Annotated in this window: 16 protein-coding genes; 14 read left to right on the top strand and 2 right to left on the bottom strand. The window is 61.3% G+C overall.

All coding sequences use genetic code 11. From position 1 onward, the window contains the following. The first annotated feature begins 16 nt into the window (after nt 1-16). Both IB254_RS26110 and IB254_RS26105 read left to right on the top strand, forming a co-directional pair. A complete protein-coding gene (locus IB254_RS26110; protein WP_008032944.1) occupies nt 17-949 on the top strand; it encodes an ABC transporter ATP-binding protein in 933 nt (310 codons plus the stop codon). Continuing rightward, complete coding sequence (locus IB254_RS26105; RefSeq protein ID WP_008032943.1) at nt 946-1,725, top strand: ABC transporter permease; 780 nt, start codon at nt 946-948, stop codon at nt 1,723-1,725. Before IB254_RS26110 ends, IB254_RS26105 begins: the two co-directional genes overlap by 4 nt. A 955-nt stretch (nt 1,726-2,680) precedes the next feature. Here the strand turns inward: IB254_RS26105 and IB254_RS26100 are convergent. Then, nucleotides 2,681-3,199: a DUF2062 domain-containing protein gene (locus IB254_RS26100; RefSeq protein WP_008031552.1), complete on the bottom strand. Its 519-nt coding sequence runs from the start codon at nt 3,197-3,199 to the stop codon at nt 2,681-2,683. Between the two features lie 135 nt (nt 3,200-3,334). Between IB254_RS26100 and IB254_RS26095 the strand changes: the two genes are divergently transcribed. From IB254_RS26095 to IB254_RS26040, 12 genes are all read left to right on the top strand, one after another. Next, on the top strand, nt 3,335-5,557 hold the full coding sequence (locus IB254_RS26095) for a DNA internalization-related competence protein ComEC/Rec2 (RefSeq protein ID WP_192420267.1): 2,223 nt from the start codon (nt 3,335-3,337) through the stop codon (nt 5,555-5,557). Nucleotides 5,558-5,655: 98 nt separating this feature from the next. Beyond that, nucleotides 5,656-6,294, top strand: a complete 639-nt coding sequence (locus tag IB254_RS26090; protein WP_192420264.1) for a MotA/TolQ/ExbB proton channel family protein — start codon at nt 5,656-5,658, stop codon at nt 6,292-6,294. Beyond that, complete coding sequence (locus tag IB254_RS26085; RefSeq protein WP_008031559.1) at nt 6,291-6,722, top strand: ExbD/TolR family protein; 432 nt, start codon at nt 6,291-6,293, stop codon at nt 6,720-6,722. The genes IB254_RS26090 and IB254_RS26085 overlap by 4 nt, the downstream gene beginning before the upstream one ends. Further along, the gene (gene lpxK / locus IB254_RS26080; RefSeq protein ID WP_192420262.1) at nt 6,722-7,732 is read left to right on the top strand and encodes a tetraacyldisaccharide 4'-kinase; all 1,011 of its coding nucleotides are present in this window, start codon (nt 6,722-6,724) and stop codon (nt 7,730-7,732) included. Before IB254_RS26085 ends, lpxK begins: the two co-directional genes overlap by 1 nt. A gap of 24 nt (nt 7,733-7,756) precedes the next feature. Further along, nucleotides 7,757-7,942, top strand: coding sequence for a Trm112 family protein (locus IB254_RS26075; protein WP_007945752.1), 186 nt, complete (start codon nt 7,757-7,759; stop codon nt 7,940-7,942). Then, entirely contained in the window at nt 7,939-8,703 is a 765-nt protein-coding gene (gene kdsB / locus IB254_RS26070) for a 3-deoxy-manno-octulosonate cytidylyltransferase (RefSeq protein WP_192420260.1), read from the top strand. Before IB254_RS26075 ends, kdsB begins: the two co-directional genes overlap by 4 nt. Then, nucleotides 8,703-9,173: a low molecular weight protein-tyrosine-phosphatase gene (locus tag IB254_RS26065; RefSeq protein ID WP_192420258.1), complete on the top strand. Its 471-nt coding sequence runs from the start codon at nt 8,703-8,705 to the stop codon at nt 9,171-9,173. Before kdsB ends, IB254_RS26065 begins: the two co-directional genes overlap by 1 nt. Continuing rightward, a complete protein-coding gene (gene murB, locus IB254_RS26060; protein ID WP_192420256.1) occupies nt 9,170-10,189 on the top strand; it encodes a UDP-N-acetylmuramate dehydrogenase in 1,020 nt (339 codons plus the stop codon). Before IB254_RS26065 ends, murB begins: the two co-directional genes overlap by 4 nt. A gap of 247 nt (nt 10,190-10,436) precedes the next feature. Then, nucleotides 10,437-10,907 carry a (2Fe-2S)-binding protein gene (locus tag IB254_RS26055; protein WP_008031566.1) on the top strand — a complete coding sequence of 157 codons (471 nt, stop codon included), beginning with the start codon at nt 10,437-10,439 and terminating at the stop codon, nt 10,905-10,907. Further along, entirely contained in the window at nt 10,904-13,225 is a 2,322-nt protein-coding gene (locus IB254_RS26050; RefSeq protein ID WP_192420254.1) for a xanthine dehydrogenase family protein molybdopterin-binding subunit, read from the top strand. Before IB254_RS26055 ends, IB254_RS26050 begins: the two co-directional genes overlap by 4 nt. Next, nucleotides 13,225-14,208 carry an XdhC family protein gene (locus IB254_RS26045; RefSeq protein WP_192420252.1) on the top strand — a complete coding sequence of 328 codons (984 nt, stop codon included), beginning with the start codon at nt 13,225-13,227 and terminating at the stop codon, nt 14,206-14,208. Before IB254_RS26050 ends, IB254_RS26045 begins: the two co-directional genes overlap by 1 nt. Beyond that, nucleotides 14,205-14,801, top strand: coding sequence for an NTP transferase domain-containing protein (locus IB254_RS26040; RefSeq protein ID WP_192420250.1), 597 nt, complete (start codon nt 14,205-14,207; stop codon nt 14,799-14,801). The genes IB254_RS26045 and IB254_RS26040 overlap by 4 nt, the downstream gene beginning before the upstream one ends. Nucleotides 14,802-14,953: 152 nt before the next feature. Here the strand turns inward: IB254_RS26040 and rne are convergent, their stop codons facing one another. Next, nucleotides 14,954-18,187 (bottom strand): ribonuclease E, encoded by a 3,234-nt coding sequence (rne, locus tag IB254_RS26035; protein WP_192420248.1) that lies wholly within the window; start codon nt 18,185-18,187, stop codon nt 14,954-14,956. Between the last annotated feature and the right edge of the window lie 356 nt (nt 18,188-18,543).

Raw genomic sequence — 18,543 nt, 5'->3', positions numbered from 1 at the left:
GGTGCGTAAATCCGATATGAGTTCCGCTCTGTCCATCCGGCAGCTAACCAAAACCTACGGCAACGGTTTCCAGGCCCTGAGTGGTATCGATCTGGACGTCGCCGAAGGTGACTTTTTCGCCTTGCTCGGCCCCAACGGCGCCGGCAAATCCACGACCATCGGCATTCTCTCGACCCTGGTGAACAAAACCAGCGGCACAGTGAATATCTTCGGCAACGACCTGGACAAGAATCCTGCGCAGCTCAAGCGCTCCATCGGCGTGGTGCCCCAGGAATTCAACTTCAACCAGTTCGAAAAAACCTTCGATATCGTCGTGACCCAGGCCGGTTATTACGGCATCCCGCCGAAAATCGCCAAGGAGCGCGCCGAGCAATACCTGACCCAACTCGGTTTGTGGGACAAGCGCGATGTGCCGTCGCGTTCGCTGTCCGGCGGCATGAAGCGTCGCTTGATGATCGCCCGCGCGCTGGTTCACGAACCGCGTCTGTTGATCCTCGACGAACCGACGGCGGGGGTCGATATCGAACTGCGTCGTTCGATGTGGACGTTCCTCACCGAGCTGAACCAGAAAGGCATCACCATCATCCTCACCACGCACTATCTGGAAGAGGCTGAGCAGTTGTGCCGCAACATCGGCATCATCGACCACGGCACGATCGTCGAGAACACCAGCATGAAACAGCTGCTTGGGCAGCTGCATGTGGAAACCTTCCTGCTCGACACGAAAAACATGCTGAGCGTTGCGCCGCAGTTGCTGGGTTACCCGACCCGTTTGCTCGACGGCCATACCCTTGAAGTCCAGGTCGACAAGTCCATGGGCATCACCGCGCTGTTCACTCAACTGGCGCAGCAGAACATCGAAGTGTTGAGCCTGCGTAACAAAACCAATCGCCTCGAGGAGTTGTTCGTGTCCCTGGTGGAGAAAAATCTGTCGAAGGTGGCGGTATGAGTTCCGAGCTGCAGCCCAATCTTGTCGCGCTCAATACCATCGTTTATCGCGAGGTCAAACGCTTCACCCGGATCTGGCCGCAGACGCTGCTGCCGCCGGCGATCACCATGGTTTTGTACTTCGTGATCTTCGGCAATCTGATCGGCCGGCAGATCGGTGACATGGGTGGTTTCACCTATATGGAGTACATCGTGCCGGGGCTGATCATGATGTCGGTGATCACCAACTCCTACGGCAACGTGGTGTCGAGTTTCTTCGGCAGCAAGTTCCAGCGCTCCATCGAGGAATTGATGGTGTCGCCGGTGTCGCCGCACACGATTCTGATCGGCTACACCCTGGGCGGCGTGCTGCGCGGGTTGATGGTCGGGCTCATTGTGACGTTGCTGTCGCTGTTCTTTACCAAGTTGCAGGTGCATCACCTGGGCGTGACCATTCTGGTGGTGGTGCTGACGGCGACGATCTTCTCGTTGCTGGGTTTCATCAACGCGGTGTTTGCGCGCAACTTTGATGATATCTCGATCATTCCGACGTTTGTGCTGACGCCGCTGACCTATCTGGGCGGGGTGTTTTACTCGATCTCGTTGTTGCCGCCGTTTTGGCAGACGGTGTCGTTGGCGAACCCTGTTTTGCATATGGTCAATGCGTTTCGCTATGGCATCCTCGGTGTTTCGGACATCAGGATCAGTGTGGCGATTACGTTCATGCTGGTGGCGACGGTGGTGTTGTATATCGGGTGTGCGCGGTTGTTGGTTAGTGGGCGGGGGATGCGTACTTAAGGGTACATATCCGTAGCGTACATATCCGTTGCTGTGGTCATGGCTGCTATTGGTTTCGCCCTTACGGCGAGTCACTTGGAGAAGCGCCAAGTAACCAAGCGCTTTTGCCCCTTTCGTTCGGTGCCTCGCTAGTGCTCGACATGCCCTCGCTCCGGTCCTGCTCCGTGGGCCCGCCGCCATCGGCCATCCATGGCCGGGGGCGGCTAACCCGGCATCCATGCCGGGTTGCCCACTGCGCAGAACCTGCGCTCAGCCTCTCGAGGGGGCGACTACCGCCACAGCCGCCGAGGCGGCCTGAAAGCCGACCTGGCTCTTTAGCTGTCCGCGTTGTCCTTCTCTGATGCGTTCACTCATTCCGGACATGTACACCGATCCCCTGTAGGAGCCGGCTTGCTGGCGATAGCGGTGATTCAGTCAACGTATGTATTGGCGGGACGGACGCCATCGCCAGCAAGCCGGCTCCTACAGGGATCGGGTTCACACGGTCGAAGTTGTAGGAGCCAGCTTGCTGGCGATGGACGCCAACGATAACGCGGGCTGTCTGAATGAACGCGTCGCCCAGACGTTTTTCGCGGGCAAGCCTCGCTCCTACAGGTAATCGCGTTTGCTTTCGCTTTTTCACCACTCATCAGGCCGAGCGTTAGCTCGCCTTCAGCTTTTGATTTTGAGGTGCACGCCCCCTCGAGAGGCCGAGTGGAGGTTCTGCGTAGTGGGCAACCCGGCATGGATGCCGGGTTAGCCGCGCACGGCCAGGGATGGCCGATCGCGGCGGGCCCACGGAGCAGGACCGGAGCGAGGGCATGGCGAGCATTAGCGAGCCACCGAACGAAAGGGGCAAGAGCCCTTGGTTACTTGGGGCTCTTCCAAGTGACTCGCTGTAAAAGCGAAACCGCCAGAAGCCGTCACCGCAGTAATGGATATGTACCCCCGAGCCAATCCCACCCAGCTACCGCATTCACAACATCCGCTTCTTCTTGCGCCGAGCCCACTGCCGACTCACCCACCACCGCCAATACATCATCACCAGGCAATAAGCGAGCGCCCCCAACACCAGCCCCACCACAACCGACCCCAGCAAAAACGGCTGCCACAGCGTAGACAGCTCCCCGCTGATCCACTCCCAGGTCAACTCATCCGGCAGATGACGAGCCGGGACGTCCATCAACCACGCCCCAGTCTGATACGTACAAAAAAACACCGCAGGCATAGTGATCGGATTAGTCAGCCAGACCAGACTGACCGCAATCGGCATATTGCCGCGTACGACAATGGCCAGAACCGCCGCCACCAGCATCTGCAACGGAATCGGCAGGAACGCCGCAAACAAACCCACCGCCATCGCCCGTGCGACCGAGTGACGGTTGAGATGCCAGAGGTTCGGGTCATGCAACAGCGTGCCGAGAAAGCGTAAGGATTTGTGTTCCCTGATGCTGATCGGGTCTGGCATGTAACGTTTGAATAAGCGCCGGGGCATAGGGCTTCTCGGTCGGTTAAGGCGGCAAGTATGTCTGGATTCTATGAGCCGCCCATTCAGACTTTGTGACAATTAATAACGATGCACGTGCCGCGAGCCGGCTATGCCTAGGAGGGGACTCTCAAGGACGGGCGTATGCGCACAGGGATGATGGCGCTGGCGTTGGGTCTGCTGGCCCTGCGTTTTTTGCCGGTATTACCGCCGGTCTGGTTATGGCTGGTGTTGCCCGTAACGGGTTTGATGGCGCTGCCGTTTCGCACGTACCCATTGGCTTTTTTTCTGTTCGGCATCAGTTGGGCCGGCGCAAATGCGCAGTGGGCGCTGGATGATCGTTTGCCAGCGCATCTCGATGGCGAAACCCGTTGGGTCGAAGGGCGGGTGACCGGTTTGCCGCAGAACAATGACGGGGTTGTGCGCTTCGAACTGACAGACGTCCGGTCGCGACAGGCCGAGGTGCCGCAACGGATGCGCCTGGCCTGGTATGACGGACCGCCGGTCCACAGTGGTGAACACTGGCGGCTCGCGGTGAAGTTGAAGCGGCCTGCCGGGCTGCTCAATCCTCATGCCTTCGATTACGACGCCTGGCTGCTGGCACAACGCATCGGCGCTACCGGAACGATCAAGGACGGTGAGCGGCTCAGGGAAGCCCGATGGGCCTGGCGCGACAGCATCCGCCAGCGTTTGCAAACCGTGGATGCCCAAGGGCGAACCGGGGCGTTGATTGCGTTGGTGCTGGGGGATGGCGCCGGGCTGAGTCGTGAGGATTGGCAGGTGTTGCAAGACACCGGCACCGTGCATTTGCTGGTGATTTCCGGACAGCACATCGGTTTGCTGGCGGGGGTGGTTTACCTGCTGATTGCCGGACTCGCTCGTTATGGGGTGTGGCCGAACCGCTTGCCGTGGCTGCCATGGGCCTGCGCACTGGCATTCGCCGCCGCCCTTGGTTACGGACTGCTGGCGGGGTTCGAAGTGCCGGTGCGGCGGGCCTGCGTGATGATCGGCCTGGTGCTGTTGTGGCGCCTGCGATTTCGTCACCTTGGCGCCTGGTGGCCGCTGTTGCTGGCGCTCAACGCTGTTTTGTTACTGGATCCGCTGGCGAGCCTGCAACCGGGTTTTTGGCTGTCCTTCGCCGCAGTGGCGGTGTTGATCTTCACCTTCGGCGGTCGCTTGGGGCCGTGGCGATGGTGGCAAACCTGGACCCGTGCTCAGTGGCTGATCGCGATCGGCCTGGGCCCGTTGCTCTTGGTGTTGGGATTGCCGATCAGTCTCAGCGGGCCGGTCGCCAATCTGCTGGCGGTGCCCTGGATCAGTTTGCTGGTATTGCCACCGGCCTTGCTGGGAACCCTGTTGTTGCCGCTGCCGTATGTGGGCGAGGGCTTGTTGTGGCTGGCAGGTGGGTTGATCGACTGGCTGTTCAAGGGCCTTGGGTTGATGGCCGGTCAATTGCCGGCGTGGGTGCCCGTGGCGATTCCATTGTGGATATGGGCACTGGGCATGCTCGGCGCGTTTCTTCTGTTAATGCCGCGCGGTGTACCGTTGCGCCCGTTGGGTTGGCCGTTGTTGCTGTTGCTGGTTTTTCCACCACGGCCACTTTTGCCCGAAGGCATCGCCGAAGTCTGGCAACTGGATGTCGGCCAAGGGTTGGCGATTCTGGTGCGAACTCGCCATCACACGCTGTTGTATGACACCGGACCACGCTTCGGCGACTTCGATCTAGGCGAGCGAGTGGTCCTGCCAGCGTTGCGCAAACTCGGCGTGAACGAACTCGACCTGATGTTGATCAGCCATGCCGACGCCGATCATGCTGGCGGTGCGCGAGCGGTTGCCAATGGTTTGCCGATTAAGCAGGTGCTCAGCGGTGATCCCTTGGCGCTGCCTGCCGAATTGCACGCCGATGCCTGCGAGAGTGGCCAGCAATGGACCTGGGACGGCGTGAGGTTTCAGCTCTGGCAATGGCCTTCGGCCACGGACCGCAATCAAAAATCCTGCGTGCTGCAAATCGAAGCCAATGGCGAGCGATTATTGCTGACCGGAGACATCGACAGCGCGGCCGAGCGCGCCCTGCTCGACAGCCCGCTCGCCGTGCCCACCGATTGGTTGCAGGCGCCGCACCACGGTAGCCGCAGCTCGTCGTCGATGGCGTTGCTCACTGCGTTGCAACCCAAAGCCGTGCTGATCTCTCGCGGCAACGGCAATTCGTTCGGTCACCCGCACCCCACGGTCATGGCTCGTTATAAAAAACGCGGTATGGAAATCCATGACAGCGCCGAGCAGGGCGCCATCCGTCTGTACCTCGGTCGCTTCTATCCCCCGTGGACGATGCGTCAAGAACGGCGTTTCTGGCGTTCCACGCAATAACCGCGAGTTATGAAAGCCCGACCGGATGCGACATCACGGTCTTCGGTGCGTCCACCCCCTATGTTAGAGTGGCGCACTTTTTCGAGGGGACTGTCACTGTGTGGGAATTGGTCAAATCCGGCGGCTGGATGATGCTGCCGATCATTCTGAGTTCCATCGCGGCCATGGCGATCGTCGCCGAGCGTCTCTGGACCCTGCGCGCCAGTCGTGTGACCCCGGAGCACTTGCTCGGGCAGGTCTGGGTGTGGATCAAGGACAAACAACTCAATAAAGAAAAACTCAAGGAATTGCGCGCCAACTCGCCATTGGGCGAGATTCTGGCGGCAGGCCTGGCCAACTCCAAACATGGTCGCGAGATCATGAAAGAGTGCATCGAAGAAGCCGCCGCGCGGGTGATTCATGAGCTCGAACGCTACATCAATGCGCTGGGCACCATCGCCGCCATGGCGCCGTTGCTGGGTTTGCTCGGCACCGTGCTGGGCATGATCGATATTTTCAGCGCGTTCATGGGGACGGGCATGGGCACCAACGCCGCCGTGCTGGCCGGTGGTATTTCGAAGGCCTTGATCACCACGGCTGCTGGCCTGATGGTCGGTATCCCGGCGGTATTTTTCCACCGTTTCCTGCAACGCCGCATCGATGAGCTGGTGGTGGGCATGGAGCAGGAAGCGATCAAGCTGGTCGAGGTGGTGCAGGGTGATCGTGACGTGGACCTGACCGAGGGCAAAAAAGCGTGAAATTCCGCCGCAAACCGCGGGAAACGGTCGACATCAACCTCGCGTCGCTGATCGACGTGGTGTTTATCCTGCTGCTGTTTTTCGTCGTGACCACTACCTTCACCCGTGAAACCCAGTTGCGCGTCGATCTGCCCGAAGCGGTCAGCGGTTCGCCTGCCGAAGACCAGCAGGTCAAACACCTGGACGTGGCCATCAGCGCCGAAGGCGTGTTCTCGGTGAACAATCAGGTCTTGCAGAAGAACGATCTGACCGCGCTCATGGACGCGTTGCAAAAAGAATCCAACGGTGACACCAACCTGCCGCTGTCGATCAGTGCGGATGGCAAGACCCAGCATCAATCGGTCATCACCGCCATGGACGCCGCCGGCAAACTCGGCTTCAGCCACCTGCGCATGACCACTGTCGAGGCGGCGCAGCCCGCGCCCTGATGGCCATGTCCGATCGCTTGCTCGCCGCGTGGTACCAAGGTCATCCGGCCCTGAAGCTGTTGCAGCCGCTGGAGTGGCTGTACCGGCGCGTGGTCATGAACAAGCGCAAACGCTTTCTGGCGGGTGAGGGCGAGATTTATCAGCCACCGGTGCCGCTGATCGTCGTCGGCAACATCACGGTGGGCGGTACCGGCAAGACGCCGCTGATTCTGTGGATGATCCAGCATTGTCAGCGCAGCGGTTTGCGGGTCGGCGTGGTCAGCCGTGGTTATGGCGCCAAACCGCCGAAACTGCCATGGCGCGTCGAGGCCGATCAAAGCGCCGACATCGCTGGCGATGAACCGCTGCTGATCGTCCAGCGTACTGGCATTCCATTGATGATCGACCCGGACCGCAGCAGTGCGGTCAAAGCGCTGCTGGCGAGCGAACCTCTGGACCTGATCCTCTCCGACGACGGCATGCAACATTACCGTTTGGCACGCGACCTTGAGCTGGTGCTGATTGACGCCGCCCGAGGTCTGGGCAACCAGCGCTGCCTGCCGGCGGGACCGTTGCGCGAACCGGTCGAACGCCTGCAAAGCGTTGACGCGGTGCTGTACAACGGCGCCACTGATGATCGCGACAATGGTTTTGCCTTCCAGCTGCAACCCACGGAACTGGTCAACCTGCACAGCGGCGAACGCCGTCCCCTAGACCACTTCCCCGCAGGCCAGGCGCTGCACGCCGTGGCCGGGATCGGCAATCCGCAGCGTTTCTTCACGACCCTTGAAACGCTACACTGGCAGCCAGTTCCGCATGCATTTGCCGACCACGCCGAGTACAGCGTGCAGGCCTTGAATTTCACACCGTCATTGCCGTTGGTGATGACCGAAAAGGACGCGGTGAAGTGCCGTGCCTTCGCCGCCGCCGATTGGTGGTACCTGGCGGTCGATGCTGCGCCATCGCCGGCCTTCGTGGCCTGGTTCGATACGCAGTTGATGCGCCTGTTGCCGGCTCGACTTTTGCCTTAAACCGTTTATATCCAGGGAATGCTCATGGACACCAAATTGCTCGACATCCTCGCTTGCCCGGTCTGCAAAGGCCCGCTCAAGCTCAGCGCCGACAAAACCGAGCTGATCAGCAAGGGCGCCGGCCTGGCGTACCCGATTCGCGACGGCATCCCGGTGATGCTCGAAACCGAAGCTCGCACCCTGACCACCGACGAGCGTCTGGATAAATGACCACAGCCTTTACCGTCGTCATTCCATCGCGTTATGCCTCGACCCGCCTGCCGGGCAAGCCGCTGCTGCTGATCGCCGGCAAGCCGATGATCCAGCACGTCTGGGAACAAGCGTGCAAAAGCAGCGCCGAGCGTGTGGTAGTTGCCACTGACGATGCGCGCATTGTCGAGGCGTGCATCGCGTTTGGTGCCGACGTGGTGCTGACCCGCGAAGACCACAATTCCGGCACGGACCGTTTGGCCGAAGTCGCCGCAAAACTCGGTCTGGCGTCCGACGCGATCGTGGTCAACGTGCAGGGTGATGAACCGCTGATCCCGCCAAGCGTGATCGATCAGGTCGCGGCCAACCTCGCAGCCCACACTGAAGCGCGCATGGCCACGCTGGCTGAGCCGATCGAAGATGTCGAAACCCTGTTCAATCCCAATGTGGTCAAGGTGGTCAGCGACCTCAATGGCCTGGCGCTGACGTTCAGTCGTGCGACGTTGCCTTGGGCTCGGGACGCGTTCGCGAAAAGTCGCGACGTGCTGCCGGAAGGCGTGCCGTATCGCCGCCACATCGGCATCTACGCCTACCGCGCGGGTTTCCTGCATGACTTCGTCAGCTGGGGCCCGTGCTGGCTGGAAAACACCGAATCCCTGGAACAACTGCGTGCGCTGTGGCACGGCGTGCGGATTCACGTCGCCGACGCGCTGATCGCACCGCCCACCGGCGTCGATACGGTTGAAGACCTCGAGCGCGTTCGTCGCCTGCTGGAGGCCTGATGCGGGTTTTGTTCGTTTGCCTGGGCAACATCTGCCGTTCACCCACGGCCGAAGGTGTGCTGCGGTACAAATTGCGTGAAGCGGGGCTGGCCGATCAAGTCGAAGTCGCCTCTGCCGGCACCGGTGGCTGGCATGTCGGCAAGGCGCCGGACAAACGCAGCCAGGCCGCGGCCAAGCTGCGCGGTTACGACCTGTCGATGCAGCGCGCCCAGCAAGTGACCCGCGCCGATTTTTCCACGTACGACCTGATCCTGGCGATGGACAACAGCAACCTGAGTGACCTCATGGCGCTGCAACCTGCCAAGGGCAAGTCCAAGGCCGAACTGGACCTGTTCCTGCGCCGCTACCAGTCGCCAGTCGATGAAGTGCCGGACCCTTACTATGATGGCAACCAAGGCTTTGAGCAGGTGCTCGACTTGATCGAAAGTGCCTGTGATCGACTGGTGATCGAATTGAAGGGCCGGTTATGAGTTTGCAGGTTCAGCCACAGGTTTCGCTCAAGCCTTACAACAGCTTTGGCGTGGACGTTCAGGCCCGGTTGTTTGCCGAGGCTCACAGCGATGCCGACGTGCGCGAGGCGCTGGCCTATGCGGTGGAACATGACGTGCCGCTGCTGGTGATCGGTGGTGGCAGCAACCTGCTGCTGACCGCCGATATCCAGTCGCTGGTGTTGCGCATGGCGACACGCGGCATTCGCATTTTGAGCGACGACGGCAACAAGGTCGTGATCGAAGCCGAAGCCGGCGAGCCTTGGCATCCGTTCGTGCAACACACCCTGGCGCAGGGGTTGTCGGGTCTGGAAAACCTCAGCCTGATCCCCGGCACCGTCGGCGCGGCACCGATGCAGAACATTGGCGCCTATGGCGTCGAGATCAAGGACGTGTTCGCCGGCCTGACCGCGCTGGACCGCCAGACTGGCGAGCTGCGCGACTTCACGCTGGCCGAATGCAACTTCGCTTACCGCGACAGCCTGTTCAAACAGGAACCGGGGCGTTGGTTGATCCTGCGGGTTCGGTTCGCCCTGGACCGTGCCGAGCACTTGCATCTGGAGTACGGCCCGGTGCGTCAGCGTCTGACCGAGCAAGGCATCGATCACCCGACCGCCACCGACGTCAGCCAGGCAATTTGCAGCATCCGCAACGAAAAGCTCCCGGACCCGGCGGTGCTCGGTAACGCCGGCAGCTTCTTCAAAAATCCCTTGGTGCCGGCTGCACTGGTCGCTCGGCTCAAAGGCGAATACCCGGACCTGGTGGCTTACGCGCAACCCGACGGGCAGATGAAACTGGCTGCGGGCTGGCTGATCGAGCGGGCAGGGTGGAAAGGTTTTCGCGAGGCCGACGCGGGCGTGCATAAATTGCAGGCGCTGGTGCTGGTCAACTACGGGGCCGCGACTGGCCTGCAGTTGCTGAACCTGGCACAGCGCATCCAAAAGGACATTTCAGAACGCTTCCATGTCGATCTGGAAATGGAGCCCAATCAGTATTGAGGCTACGCTTTCAAGGCTGATCTCAAAGCCCTGCACATCTTCGATTGTGCAGGGCTTTTTTGTTAATGCTGGGTTAACTTAGCCCCCTAACGATGCAAGCATTTGCTCCACCAAGGGCCCGATGCAGACATCTCCGTCCGCATAAGAGAGCCTCATTAGCCTGAGTCGATCTGCGTGATGCCAACCGCTAATCCCCCAGCGGCAGATTGCTCGACCCCATAACCCATACCAATATGCGGGCGTGCCCATGATTACCCTGAAACTCAATGGTCAAGACCATCAACTCGATGTCACCGAGGACATGCCGCTGCTCTGGGCCATCCGCGACGTGGCCGGTTACAACGGCACCAAGTTCGGCTGCGGCATGGGCCTGTGCGGCGCCTGCACCATTCACATCGAAGGCGCCCCGGCACGCAGCTGCATCACGCCGATCGGCTCGGTAGTCGGTCAGAACGTCAGCACCATCGACAACCTGCACGCCGACCCGGTCGGGCAAATCGTGCAGCAAGCCTGGCTCGACACCGCCGTCGCCCAGTGCGGTTACTGCCAGGGCGGGCAGATCATGTCCGCCACCGCACTGCTCAAGACCAACCCGAACCCGAGCGACGAACAGATCGAAGAGGCGATGGTCGGCAATATTTGCCGTTGCGGCACCTACAACCGCATCAAGACCGCCATCCGCCAGGCATCCACTCACCTGAAGGAAGCCAAGGCATGAGCCAGTTCCCGAATGATTTCGCCCTGAGTAACCTCAGCCGTCGCGGCTTCCTCAAAGGCGTCGGTGCCACCAGTGCGCTGGTGGTCGCCGCGAGTTGGGGCTGGCAGGACGCGTTCGCAGCCGAGAAGGAAAAGAAATTCGGCGCCGACGGCATGCCCAACGGCTGGATCGATGATCCGAAGGTGTACGTCAGCATCGCTGCGGATGGCACGGTGACCGTGGTTTGCAACCGTTCGGAAATGGGCCAGGGCGTACGCACCAGCCTGACCATGGTCGTGGCCGATGAACTTGAAGCCGACTGGGCGCTGGTGAAAGTGCAGCAGGCGCCGGGCGATGAAGTGCGCTTCGGCAACCAGGACACCGACGGTTCGCGCAGCATGCGCCACTGGTACGAGCCGATGCGCCGCTGCGGTGCCGCCGCGCGGACCATGCTCGAACAGGCGGCCGCCGAACAGTGGAAAGTCCCGGTCGGCGAGTGCCACGCGCAATTGCACAAAGTCATCCATAAACCGAGCGGTCGTGAACTGGGTTACGGCGCGCTCGCCGTCGCTGCCGGTGCGCTGGCAGTGCCGGCACGTGACAGCCTGCGGCTCAAGGAACCGTCAGAATTCCGCTACATCGGCAAGGAAGGCACCAAGGCCATCGACGGTGCAGACATCGTCAACGGTCGCGCGATCTACGGTGCCGACGTGCATATCGACGGCATGCTTTACGCCGCAATTGCACGTCCGGCGGTGTACGGCGGCAAGGTCAAATCCGTGGATGACAGCGCTGCGCTGAAAGTCCCCGGGGTGGTCAAAGTCATCCAGATCGAAGGCCGTCCGCTGCCCTCGGAGTTTCAGCCATTGGGCGGCGTGGCGGTGGTGGCCAGCAATACCTGGGCGGCGATCAAGGGCCGCGATGCACTGAAAATCGAATGGGACGACGGCCCCAACGCCAGTTACGACTCGATCGCCTACCGCAAGGAAATTGAAGCGGCGTCGCTCAAACCCGGCAAAGTGGTGCGCAATACCGGCAACATCGACCAGGCCATGAGCGGCGCCGACAGCATCCTCGAAGCCTCTTACTATCTGCCGCACCTGACGCAAGCGCCGATGGAACCGATGGTCGCCATCGCCCGTTTCAAGGAGGGCGTGTGCGAAGCCTGGGCGCCAAGCCAGGCGCCGCAGGTCACCCGTGAACGAATCGGCGAACGCCTGGGCATTCCGTTCGATAACGTCACCTTCCACGTCACCCTGCTCGGCGGCGGTTTCGGCCGCAAGTCCAAGCCGGACTTCATCATCGAAGCGGCGATCCTCGCCAAGGAATTCCCCGGTAAGGCGGTGCGGGTGCAATGGACCCGTGAAGACGACATCCACTGTTCGTATTTCCATACCGTCTCGGCTGAATACCTGAAGGCCAGCCTGAACAAGGACGGCCTGCCGTCGGGTTGGTTGCACCGCACGGTAGCGCCGAGTATCACCGCGCTGTTCGCGCCGGGCATGAACCATGAGGCCGCTTTCGAGCTGGGCATGGGCTTCACCAACATGGCTTACGCGATCCCCAACGTGCGCCTGGAGAACCCGGAAGCGGCGATCCATACGCGGGTCGGCTGGTATCGCTCGGTGTCGAACATTCCTCACGGCTTCGCGATCCAGTGCTTTGTCGATGAGTTGGCGCACAAGGCCAAACAGGATCCGCTCAAGTACCAGATCAAATTGCTCGGCCCGGACCGTCAGATCGATCCGCGTACGTTGAGTGAAGAGTGGAACTACGGCGAGTCGCCCGAGCGCTATCCGATCGATACCGGGCGCATGCGCACCGTCCTTGAAACCGCCGCGAAAGCTGCGGGTTGGGGTCGAGAGTTGCCGAAGGGCCGAGGCCTGGGACTGGCGGTGCATTACAGCTTTGTCACTTACGTGGCGGCGGTGATCGAGGTCGAAGTCAAAGACGACGGCACGTTGATCGTGCACAAGGCCGATATAGCGGTGGATTGCGGCCCGCAGATCAACCCCGAGCGAATTCGTTCGCAGTTTGAAGGTGCTTGCGTGATGGGGCTGGGCAACGCGGTGCTGGGCGAGATCAGTTTCAAGGACGGCAAGGTCCAGCAAGACAACTTCCATATGTACGAAGTGGCGCGCATGTCCCTGGCGCCGAAGGAAGTCGCCGTGCATCTGGTCACACCACCGGGCAACGTGCCGTTGGGTGGTGTCGGTGAACCTGGCGTGCCGCCGATTGCGCCGGCGCTGTGCAATGCGATCTTTGCCGCCACCGGCAAACGCATCCGTGACTTGCCGGTTCGTTATCAACTGCAAGGTTGGCAGAAGGCCGAGGCTTGATGGACAGCGTTGATCTGAATGTCCTGCGCAGCGTGCTGGAGTGGCGCCGCGCCGGTCAGCGAGTGGTGTTGTACAGCGTGGTCCAGACCTGGGGCACCGCGCCCCGGGCGCCTGGCGCGATGTTGGCCTTGCGCGAAGACGGGGTGGTGATCGGTTCGGTGTCTGGTGGTTGTGTCGAGGATAACTTGATCGCCCGGCTGCACGATGGCCGGATTCCGGCTGACGGGCCGCCGGTGCAATTGATCACTTACGGCGTCACTCGCGAGGAAGCCGCACGGTTTGGCTTGCCGTGCGGCGGCACGTTGCGCCTGACCGAGGAGCGAGTCGGCGACCCGGCTTGGGTTGCCGGGTTGCTGGCGAGTTGCGAGGCCCATGAAATCACGGCGCGCTCGCTGGATATCGCGAGCGGTGAAGTGACGTTGCAGCCGGCGACCAAGAGCGATGCGCTGAGTTTTGACGGCACCACGCTACGCGCGATTTACGGTCCGCGTTGGCGGTTGTTGTTGATCGGCGCGGGGCAATTGTCCCGGTATGTTGCCGAGATGGCGCGGCTGCTGGATTTCGAAGTGCTGATCTGCGATCCACGCACCGAGTTCGTCTACGGCTGGGAAGAACAGCACGGGCGCTTCGTATCCGGTATGCCGGACGAAGCGGTGCTGAACATCCAGACCGACGAACGCACGGCCATCGTCGCGCTGACCCACGATCCGCGCCTGGATGACATGGCGTTGCTGACGGCGCTCGATTCCAGGGCGTTTTACGTCGGCGCGCTGGGTTCGCGGGTCAACAGCCTGAAGCGCCGGGAAAACCTCGCTCAGCTAGGCTTGTCCCAAGAGGCCATCGAGCGCTTGCACGGCCCGATCGGTCTGCACATCGGCAGCCATTCCCCGGCGGAAATCGCCTTGTCGCTGCTGGCGGAAATTGTTGCGATCAAGAACGGCGTCGAGCTGAAACAGAAGAAGCCGTTGCAGGAGGAGGCATGAGCGGGCGAATCGGCGTCATCGTGTTGGCGGCGGGGCAGGGCACTCGGTTTCGACAGGTGGCGGGTGCCGACCGGGACAAGTTGTTGGCGGACTGTACGGGGCGCGATGGCGCCGTTCGTTCGGTGATCGAGCAGGTGCTGGTGAGTTTGCCGGCCACGCTGGCGAAACGCGTGCTGGTGACGACCGAAGATCGCCCGCAAGTGGCTCGTATGGCTCAGGCGTATGGTTTCGAGATTGTGCTGATCGAATCGACTGGCTTGGGCGACAGCATTGCGGCGGGGGTGGCAGCGTGCCCGCTGCTCGGTGGCTGGTTGATTGTGTTGGGGGACATGCCATTCATTCTGCCGTCGACGGTTGAACAGGTGTTGGCGGGGATTTCTGATGACGGGATCAGTGTTCCGGTGATCAATGGCGAGTACGGGCATCCGGTTGGTTTCGGGAGAGTGTTTGGACCGGGATTGATGGCGTTGTCGGGTGATCGTGGGGCCAAGCCGTTGTTTGCGTCGGCGCGGGTGGTTGAGGTGGCCGTGGAGGACGCCGGGGTGTTGTGGGATGTGGATGTGCCTGAATCACTGATTTTCAAACCTGCATAAGTCCCCTGTAGGAGCGAGCCTGCTCGCGATGGCGGTGGATCAGCTTGCGCCATCGCGAGCAGGCTCGCTCCTACAGGGGGGACGGTGTATTCGGAGACATAAAAAAAGCCCCGCCTGGGTTACCAGGCGGGGCTTTTTAGTGGCCGAAGGAATCAGACGAGAGGTTTAGGCTCGTGCTCTTTTTCCTGGGCTTGCTCGTGTTGCTCTACCGCTTCCTGAACGGAGCGTGGAGCTTCGTCGATCACGGAGTCAGCTGGTTCGGCAGCCACTTCAGCAGCCGGGGTAGGAGCAGCCTCGACGACTTCAGCAACAACCGGCGCCACTTCGACAGCGGCCGGAGCAGCAGCGGCAGCCAGTTCGGCTTCCTTCTGCAGGCGCTCTTCTTCACGCTTGCGACGACGCACTTCACGCGGGTCGTTAGGTGCGCGGCCACTTGGTGTCAGGGCACTGACAGGAGCGGCTTCAACGGCGGGTGCAGCCACTTCAGCGACAACCGGCGCTTCAACCACTGGAGCAGGCTCGGCAGCAGCCACTACTGGCTCGGAAACCATGGCTTCAGTCGTTTCGCTCTCAGCGACTGGCGCTGGAGCTGGCGTTTCGGCAACAGCTGGCTCGGCAACCCAGTTGAAAGCGGTTTGCTCTTCGCGAACTTCACGAACGGTTTCGGTCACGGTTTCAGCGACGGTTTCAACTACCGGCTCTGCAACCACGGCAGGCGTTTCAGCAACGACGGCAGGCTCGGCGGCAGCTTCGACTTCAGGCTGTGCTTCACGAACCGGAGCCACTTCGACTTCTGGAGCGGCAGTTACTTCTACAGGCGTGGTCGCTTCAACGACTGGCGCTTCGACTGGAGCAGTTTCCAGTGTGGCGGCAGTGGCGCGTTCGGCTTGCTCGTTGGCCTGTGCTTCGGCCGGAGCGCTGATCACGGTGCTGGCAACGGCTGCGGTAACAGCCAGGCCAGCGGCCAGATCGGCAGCGCTTGGTGCTTCGGCGCCTTCGTTACCTTCGGCGGACTCGGATTCTTCCGAACCTTCGATCACGTTGCCGTTGGCATCGCGTTGACGCTCGCGACGGTTGCTGCGACGACGCTGGCCACGGGAGCGGCGGCGTGGACGATCGCCTTCGGCGCCTTCCTGACCGTCTTCCTGCAGTTGCTCTTCGTTGCCAGTCAGCTCTTCTTCAGCAACGGCGGCAGCGGCTTGCTCGGCGCGTGGTTGACGCTCTTCACGCGGTGGACGTGGCGCACGCTCTTCACGTGGCTGACGAGCTGGACGCTCTTCAGCAGCAGCGGTAGTAGCGGCAGCAGCCGGAGCGGAGGCGTCCAGCGGTTCACGCAGTTCACGAACGCGTTCTTCACGCTCGCCACGTGGCTTGCGATCTTCACGAGGCGCGCGCGGTGCACGTTCTTCGCGAGGGGCGCGTGGTGCGCGCTCTTCACGTGGAGCGCGTTCTTCGCGAGCGACTGCCGGGGTATCTTCACGGGCTTCGCGTGGCTCACGTGGTGCGCGTTCTTCACGCGGTGCACGTTCCTCGCGAGGCTTGCGTTCTTCATCGCGGCGACCGTTACGGTTGCGGCTCTGCTGACGACCGTTGCGACGCTCTTCGTTACGGGCCGGACGCTCGGTGGTTGCTGGTTTTTCAACCACAACCGGAGCAGCAGGCTCTTCCTTGGTAGCGAACAGGCTGACCAGCGACTTCACCAGGCCTTTGAACAGGCTTGGCTCTGGCGCGGCGGCTGGTGCAGCAACCGGTGCGGCGACGACTTCGGTCGGAACCGGAGCGTTGGCGCGGGCCGGCGCAGTCTTGACCGCGGCTTCCTGGCGAACCAGGGTGCGGGTCGCAGCGGCTGGCTGGACTTCTTCGACTTCGGCAGCGGCTGCAGCGATTTCGTAGCTGGACTGGTTGATGCTGGCTTCCGGGCTGTCATCACGCAGGCGCTGAACTTCGAAGTGCGGCGTTTCGAGGTGATCGTTCGGCAGAATGACGATGCGGGCACGGGTGCGCAGTTCGATCTTGGTGATCGAGTTGCGTTTTTCGTTGAGCAGGAAGGCTGCGACCGGAATCGGCACTTGTGCGCGAACTTCGGCGGTGCGGTCTTTCAGGGCTTCTTCTTCGATCAGGCGCAGGATCGCCAGCGACAACGATTCAACATCACGGATGATGCCGGTGCCGTTGCAACGCGGGCAAACGATGCCGCTGCTTTCGCCGAGCGATGGACGCAGGCGCTGACGGGACATTTCCAGCAGGCCGAAGCGCGAGATGCGACCGACTTGCACGCGAGCGCGGTCGGCTTCCAGGCATTCGCGGACTTTCTCTTCCACGGCGCGCTGGTTCTTGGCAGGGGTCATGTCGATGAAGTCGATGACGATCAGGCCGCCGATGTCGCGCAGGCGCAACTGACGGGCGATTTCTTCGGCGGCTTCAAGGTTGGTCTGCAGGGCGGTTTCTTCGATGTCGCTGCCTTTGGTGGCGCGCGCCGAGTTGATGTCGATGGACACCAGGGCTTCGGTCGGATCGATAACGATGGAACCACCGGAAGGCAGCTCGACGACGCGCTGGAAAGCGGTCTCGATCTGGCTTTCGATCTGGAAACGGTTGAACAGCGGAACGCTGTCTTCGTACAGCTTGATCTTGCTGGCGTACTGCGGCATCACCTGGCGGATGAAGGTCAGGGCTTCGTCCTGGGCTTCAACGCTGTCGATCAGCACTTCGCCGATGTCCTGGCGCAGGTAATCGCGGATGGCGCGGATGATCACGTTGCTTTCCTGGTAGATCAGGAATGGCGCGGAGCGATCCAGCGAGGCTTCTTTGATGGCGGTCCAGAGTTGCAGCAGGTAATCGAGGTCCCACTGCATTTCTTCGCTGCTGCGGCCCAGGCCGGCAGTGCGCACGATCAGACCCATGTCGGCCGGTGCAACCAGGCCGTTCAGGGCTTCACGCAGTTCGTTGCGCTCTTCACCTTCGATGCGACGGGAGATACCGCCGGCACGCGGGTTGTTCGGCATCAGAACCAGGTAACGACCGGCCAGGCTGATGAAGGTGGTCAGGGCTGCGCCCTTGTTGCCACGTTCTTCTTTTTCGACCTGAACGATGACTTCCTGGCCTTCGCTCAGGACGTCCTTGATGTTGACGCGGCCTTCAGGGGCTTTCTTGAAGTATTCGCGGGAGATTTCTTTGAGGGGCAGGAAGCCGTGGCGCTCGGAGCCGAAATCGACAAAGGCAGCCTCAAGGCTTGGTTCGATGCGAGTAATCCGGCCTTTATAGATGTTGGCCTTCTTCTGCTCGCGTGCACCGGATTCGATGTCCAGGTCGTAGAGGCGTTGGCCATCTACCAGTGCAACACGCAACTCTTCGGGTTGAGTTGCGTTAATCAGCATTCTTTTCATGTAGTACCGTCGGTTTCCGGGCTGCCGGAAACGGCGTTCGGCACACACGACTTCTCATGGTCGGTGTCAGGTGCGTCGGGAGTGGTTGGCCATTCCCGTGTCTAGCGAAGTCCGGCCAATGTGGGCCTTCGTCGCGACGTACGCGTCCTGCTTGCTGTGGCTACTTAAGCACTCAGTCAGGAGGAGGAATCAACCGGCGGCTGTGGACGAGATGAAGCGTCTTGATAAAGCCTATTGCTACACAGTCCAGCGGTTGTGCATCTCCACCCTACACGTATCCCTGATAATTCGGGTGCTGCCGCGCGCAGAATCCGCAGCGGGTTGGCATTTACCGTGAGCTCCGAAAGGGGAGGTCA

This window comes from Pseudomonas sp. PDM03 (genome assembly GCF_014852385.1).
Lineage (GTDB): Bacteria > Pseudomonadota > Gammaproteobacteria > Pseudomonadales > Pseudomonadaceae > Aquipseudomonas > Aquipseudomonas migulae.
The sequence above is the reverse complement of the archived record's forward strand: the minus strand, read 5'-3'. Positions and strand labels throughout refer to the sequence as shown.

What these genes read in the sequence shown, in the direction of transcription:
- IB254_RS26110 (WP_008032944.1), top strand. Translation starts at nt 17, where the DNA reads ATGAGTTCCGCTCTGTCCATCCGGCAGCTAACCAAAACCTACGGCAAC.
- IB254_RS26105 (WP_008032943.1), top strand. Translation starts at nt 946, where the DNA reads ATGAGTTCCGAGCTGCAGCCCAATCTTGTCGCGCTCAATACCATCGTT.
- IB254_RS26100 (WP_008031552.1), bottom strand. Translation starts at nt 3,199, where the DNA reads ATGCCCCGGCGCTTATTCAAACGTTACATGCCAGACCCGATCAGCATC.
- IB254_RS26095 (WP_192420267.1), top strand. Translation starts at nt 3,335, where the DNA reads ATGCGCACAGGGATGATGGCGCTGGCGTTGGGTCTGCTGGCCCTGCGT.
- lpxK (WP_192420262.1), top strand. Translation starts at nt 6,722, where the DNA reads ATGGCCATGTCCGATCGCTTGCTCGCCGCGTGGTACCAAGGTCATCCG.
- IB254_RS26075 (WP_007945752.1), top strand. Translation starts at nt 7,757, where the DNA reads ATGGACACCAAATTGCTCGACATCCTCGCTTGCCCGGTCTGCAAAGGC.
- kdsB (WP_192420260.1), top strand. Translation starts at nt 7,939, where the DNA reads ATGACCACAGCCTTTACCGTCGTCATTCCATCGCGTTATGCCTCGACC.
- IB254_RS26065 (WP_192420258.1), top strand. Translation starts at nt 8,703, where the DNA reads ATGCGGGTTTTGTTCGTTTGCCTGGGCAACATCTGCCGTTCACCCACG.
- murB (WP_192420256.1), top strand. Translation starts at nt 9,170, where the DNA reads ATGAGTTTGCAGGTTCAGCCACAGGTTTCGCTCAAGCCTTACAACAGC.
- IB254_RS26055 (WP_008031566.1), top strand. Translation starts at nt 10,437, where the DNA reads ATGATTACCCTGAAACTCAATGGTCAAGACCATCAACTCGATGTCACC.
- IB254_RS26050 (WP_192420254.1), top strand. Translation starts at nt 10,904, where the DNA reads ATGAGCCAGTTCCCGAATGATTTCGCCCTGAGTAACCTCAGCCGTCGC.
- IB254_RS26045 (WP_192420252.1), top strand. Translation starts at nt 13,225, where the DNA reads ATGGACAGCGTTGATCTGAATGTCCTGCGCAGCGTGCTGGAGTGGCGC.
- IB254_RS26040 (WP_192420250.1), top strand. Translation starts at nt 14,205, where the DNA reads ATGAGCGGGCGAATCGGCGTCATCGTGTTGGCGGCGGGGCAGGGCACT.
- rne (WP_192420248.1), bottom strand. Translation starts at nt 18,187, where the DNA reads ATGAAAAGAATGCTGATTAACGCAACTCAACCCGAAGAGTTGCGTGTT.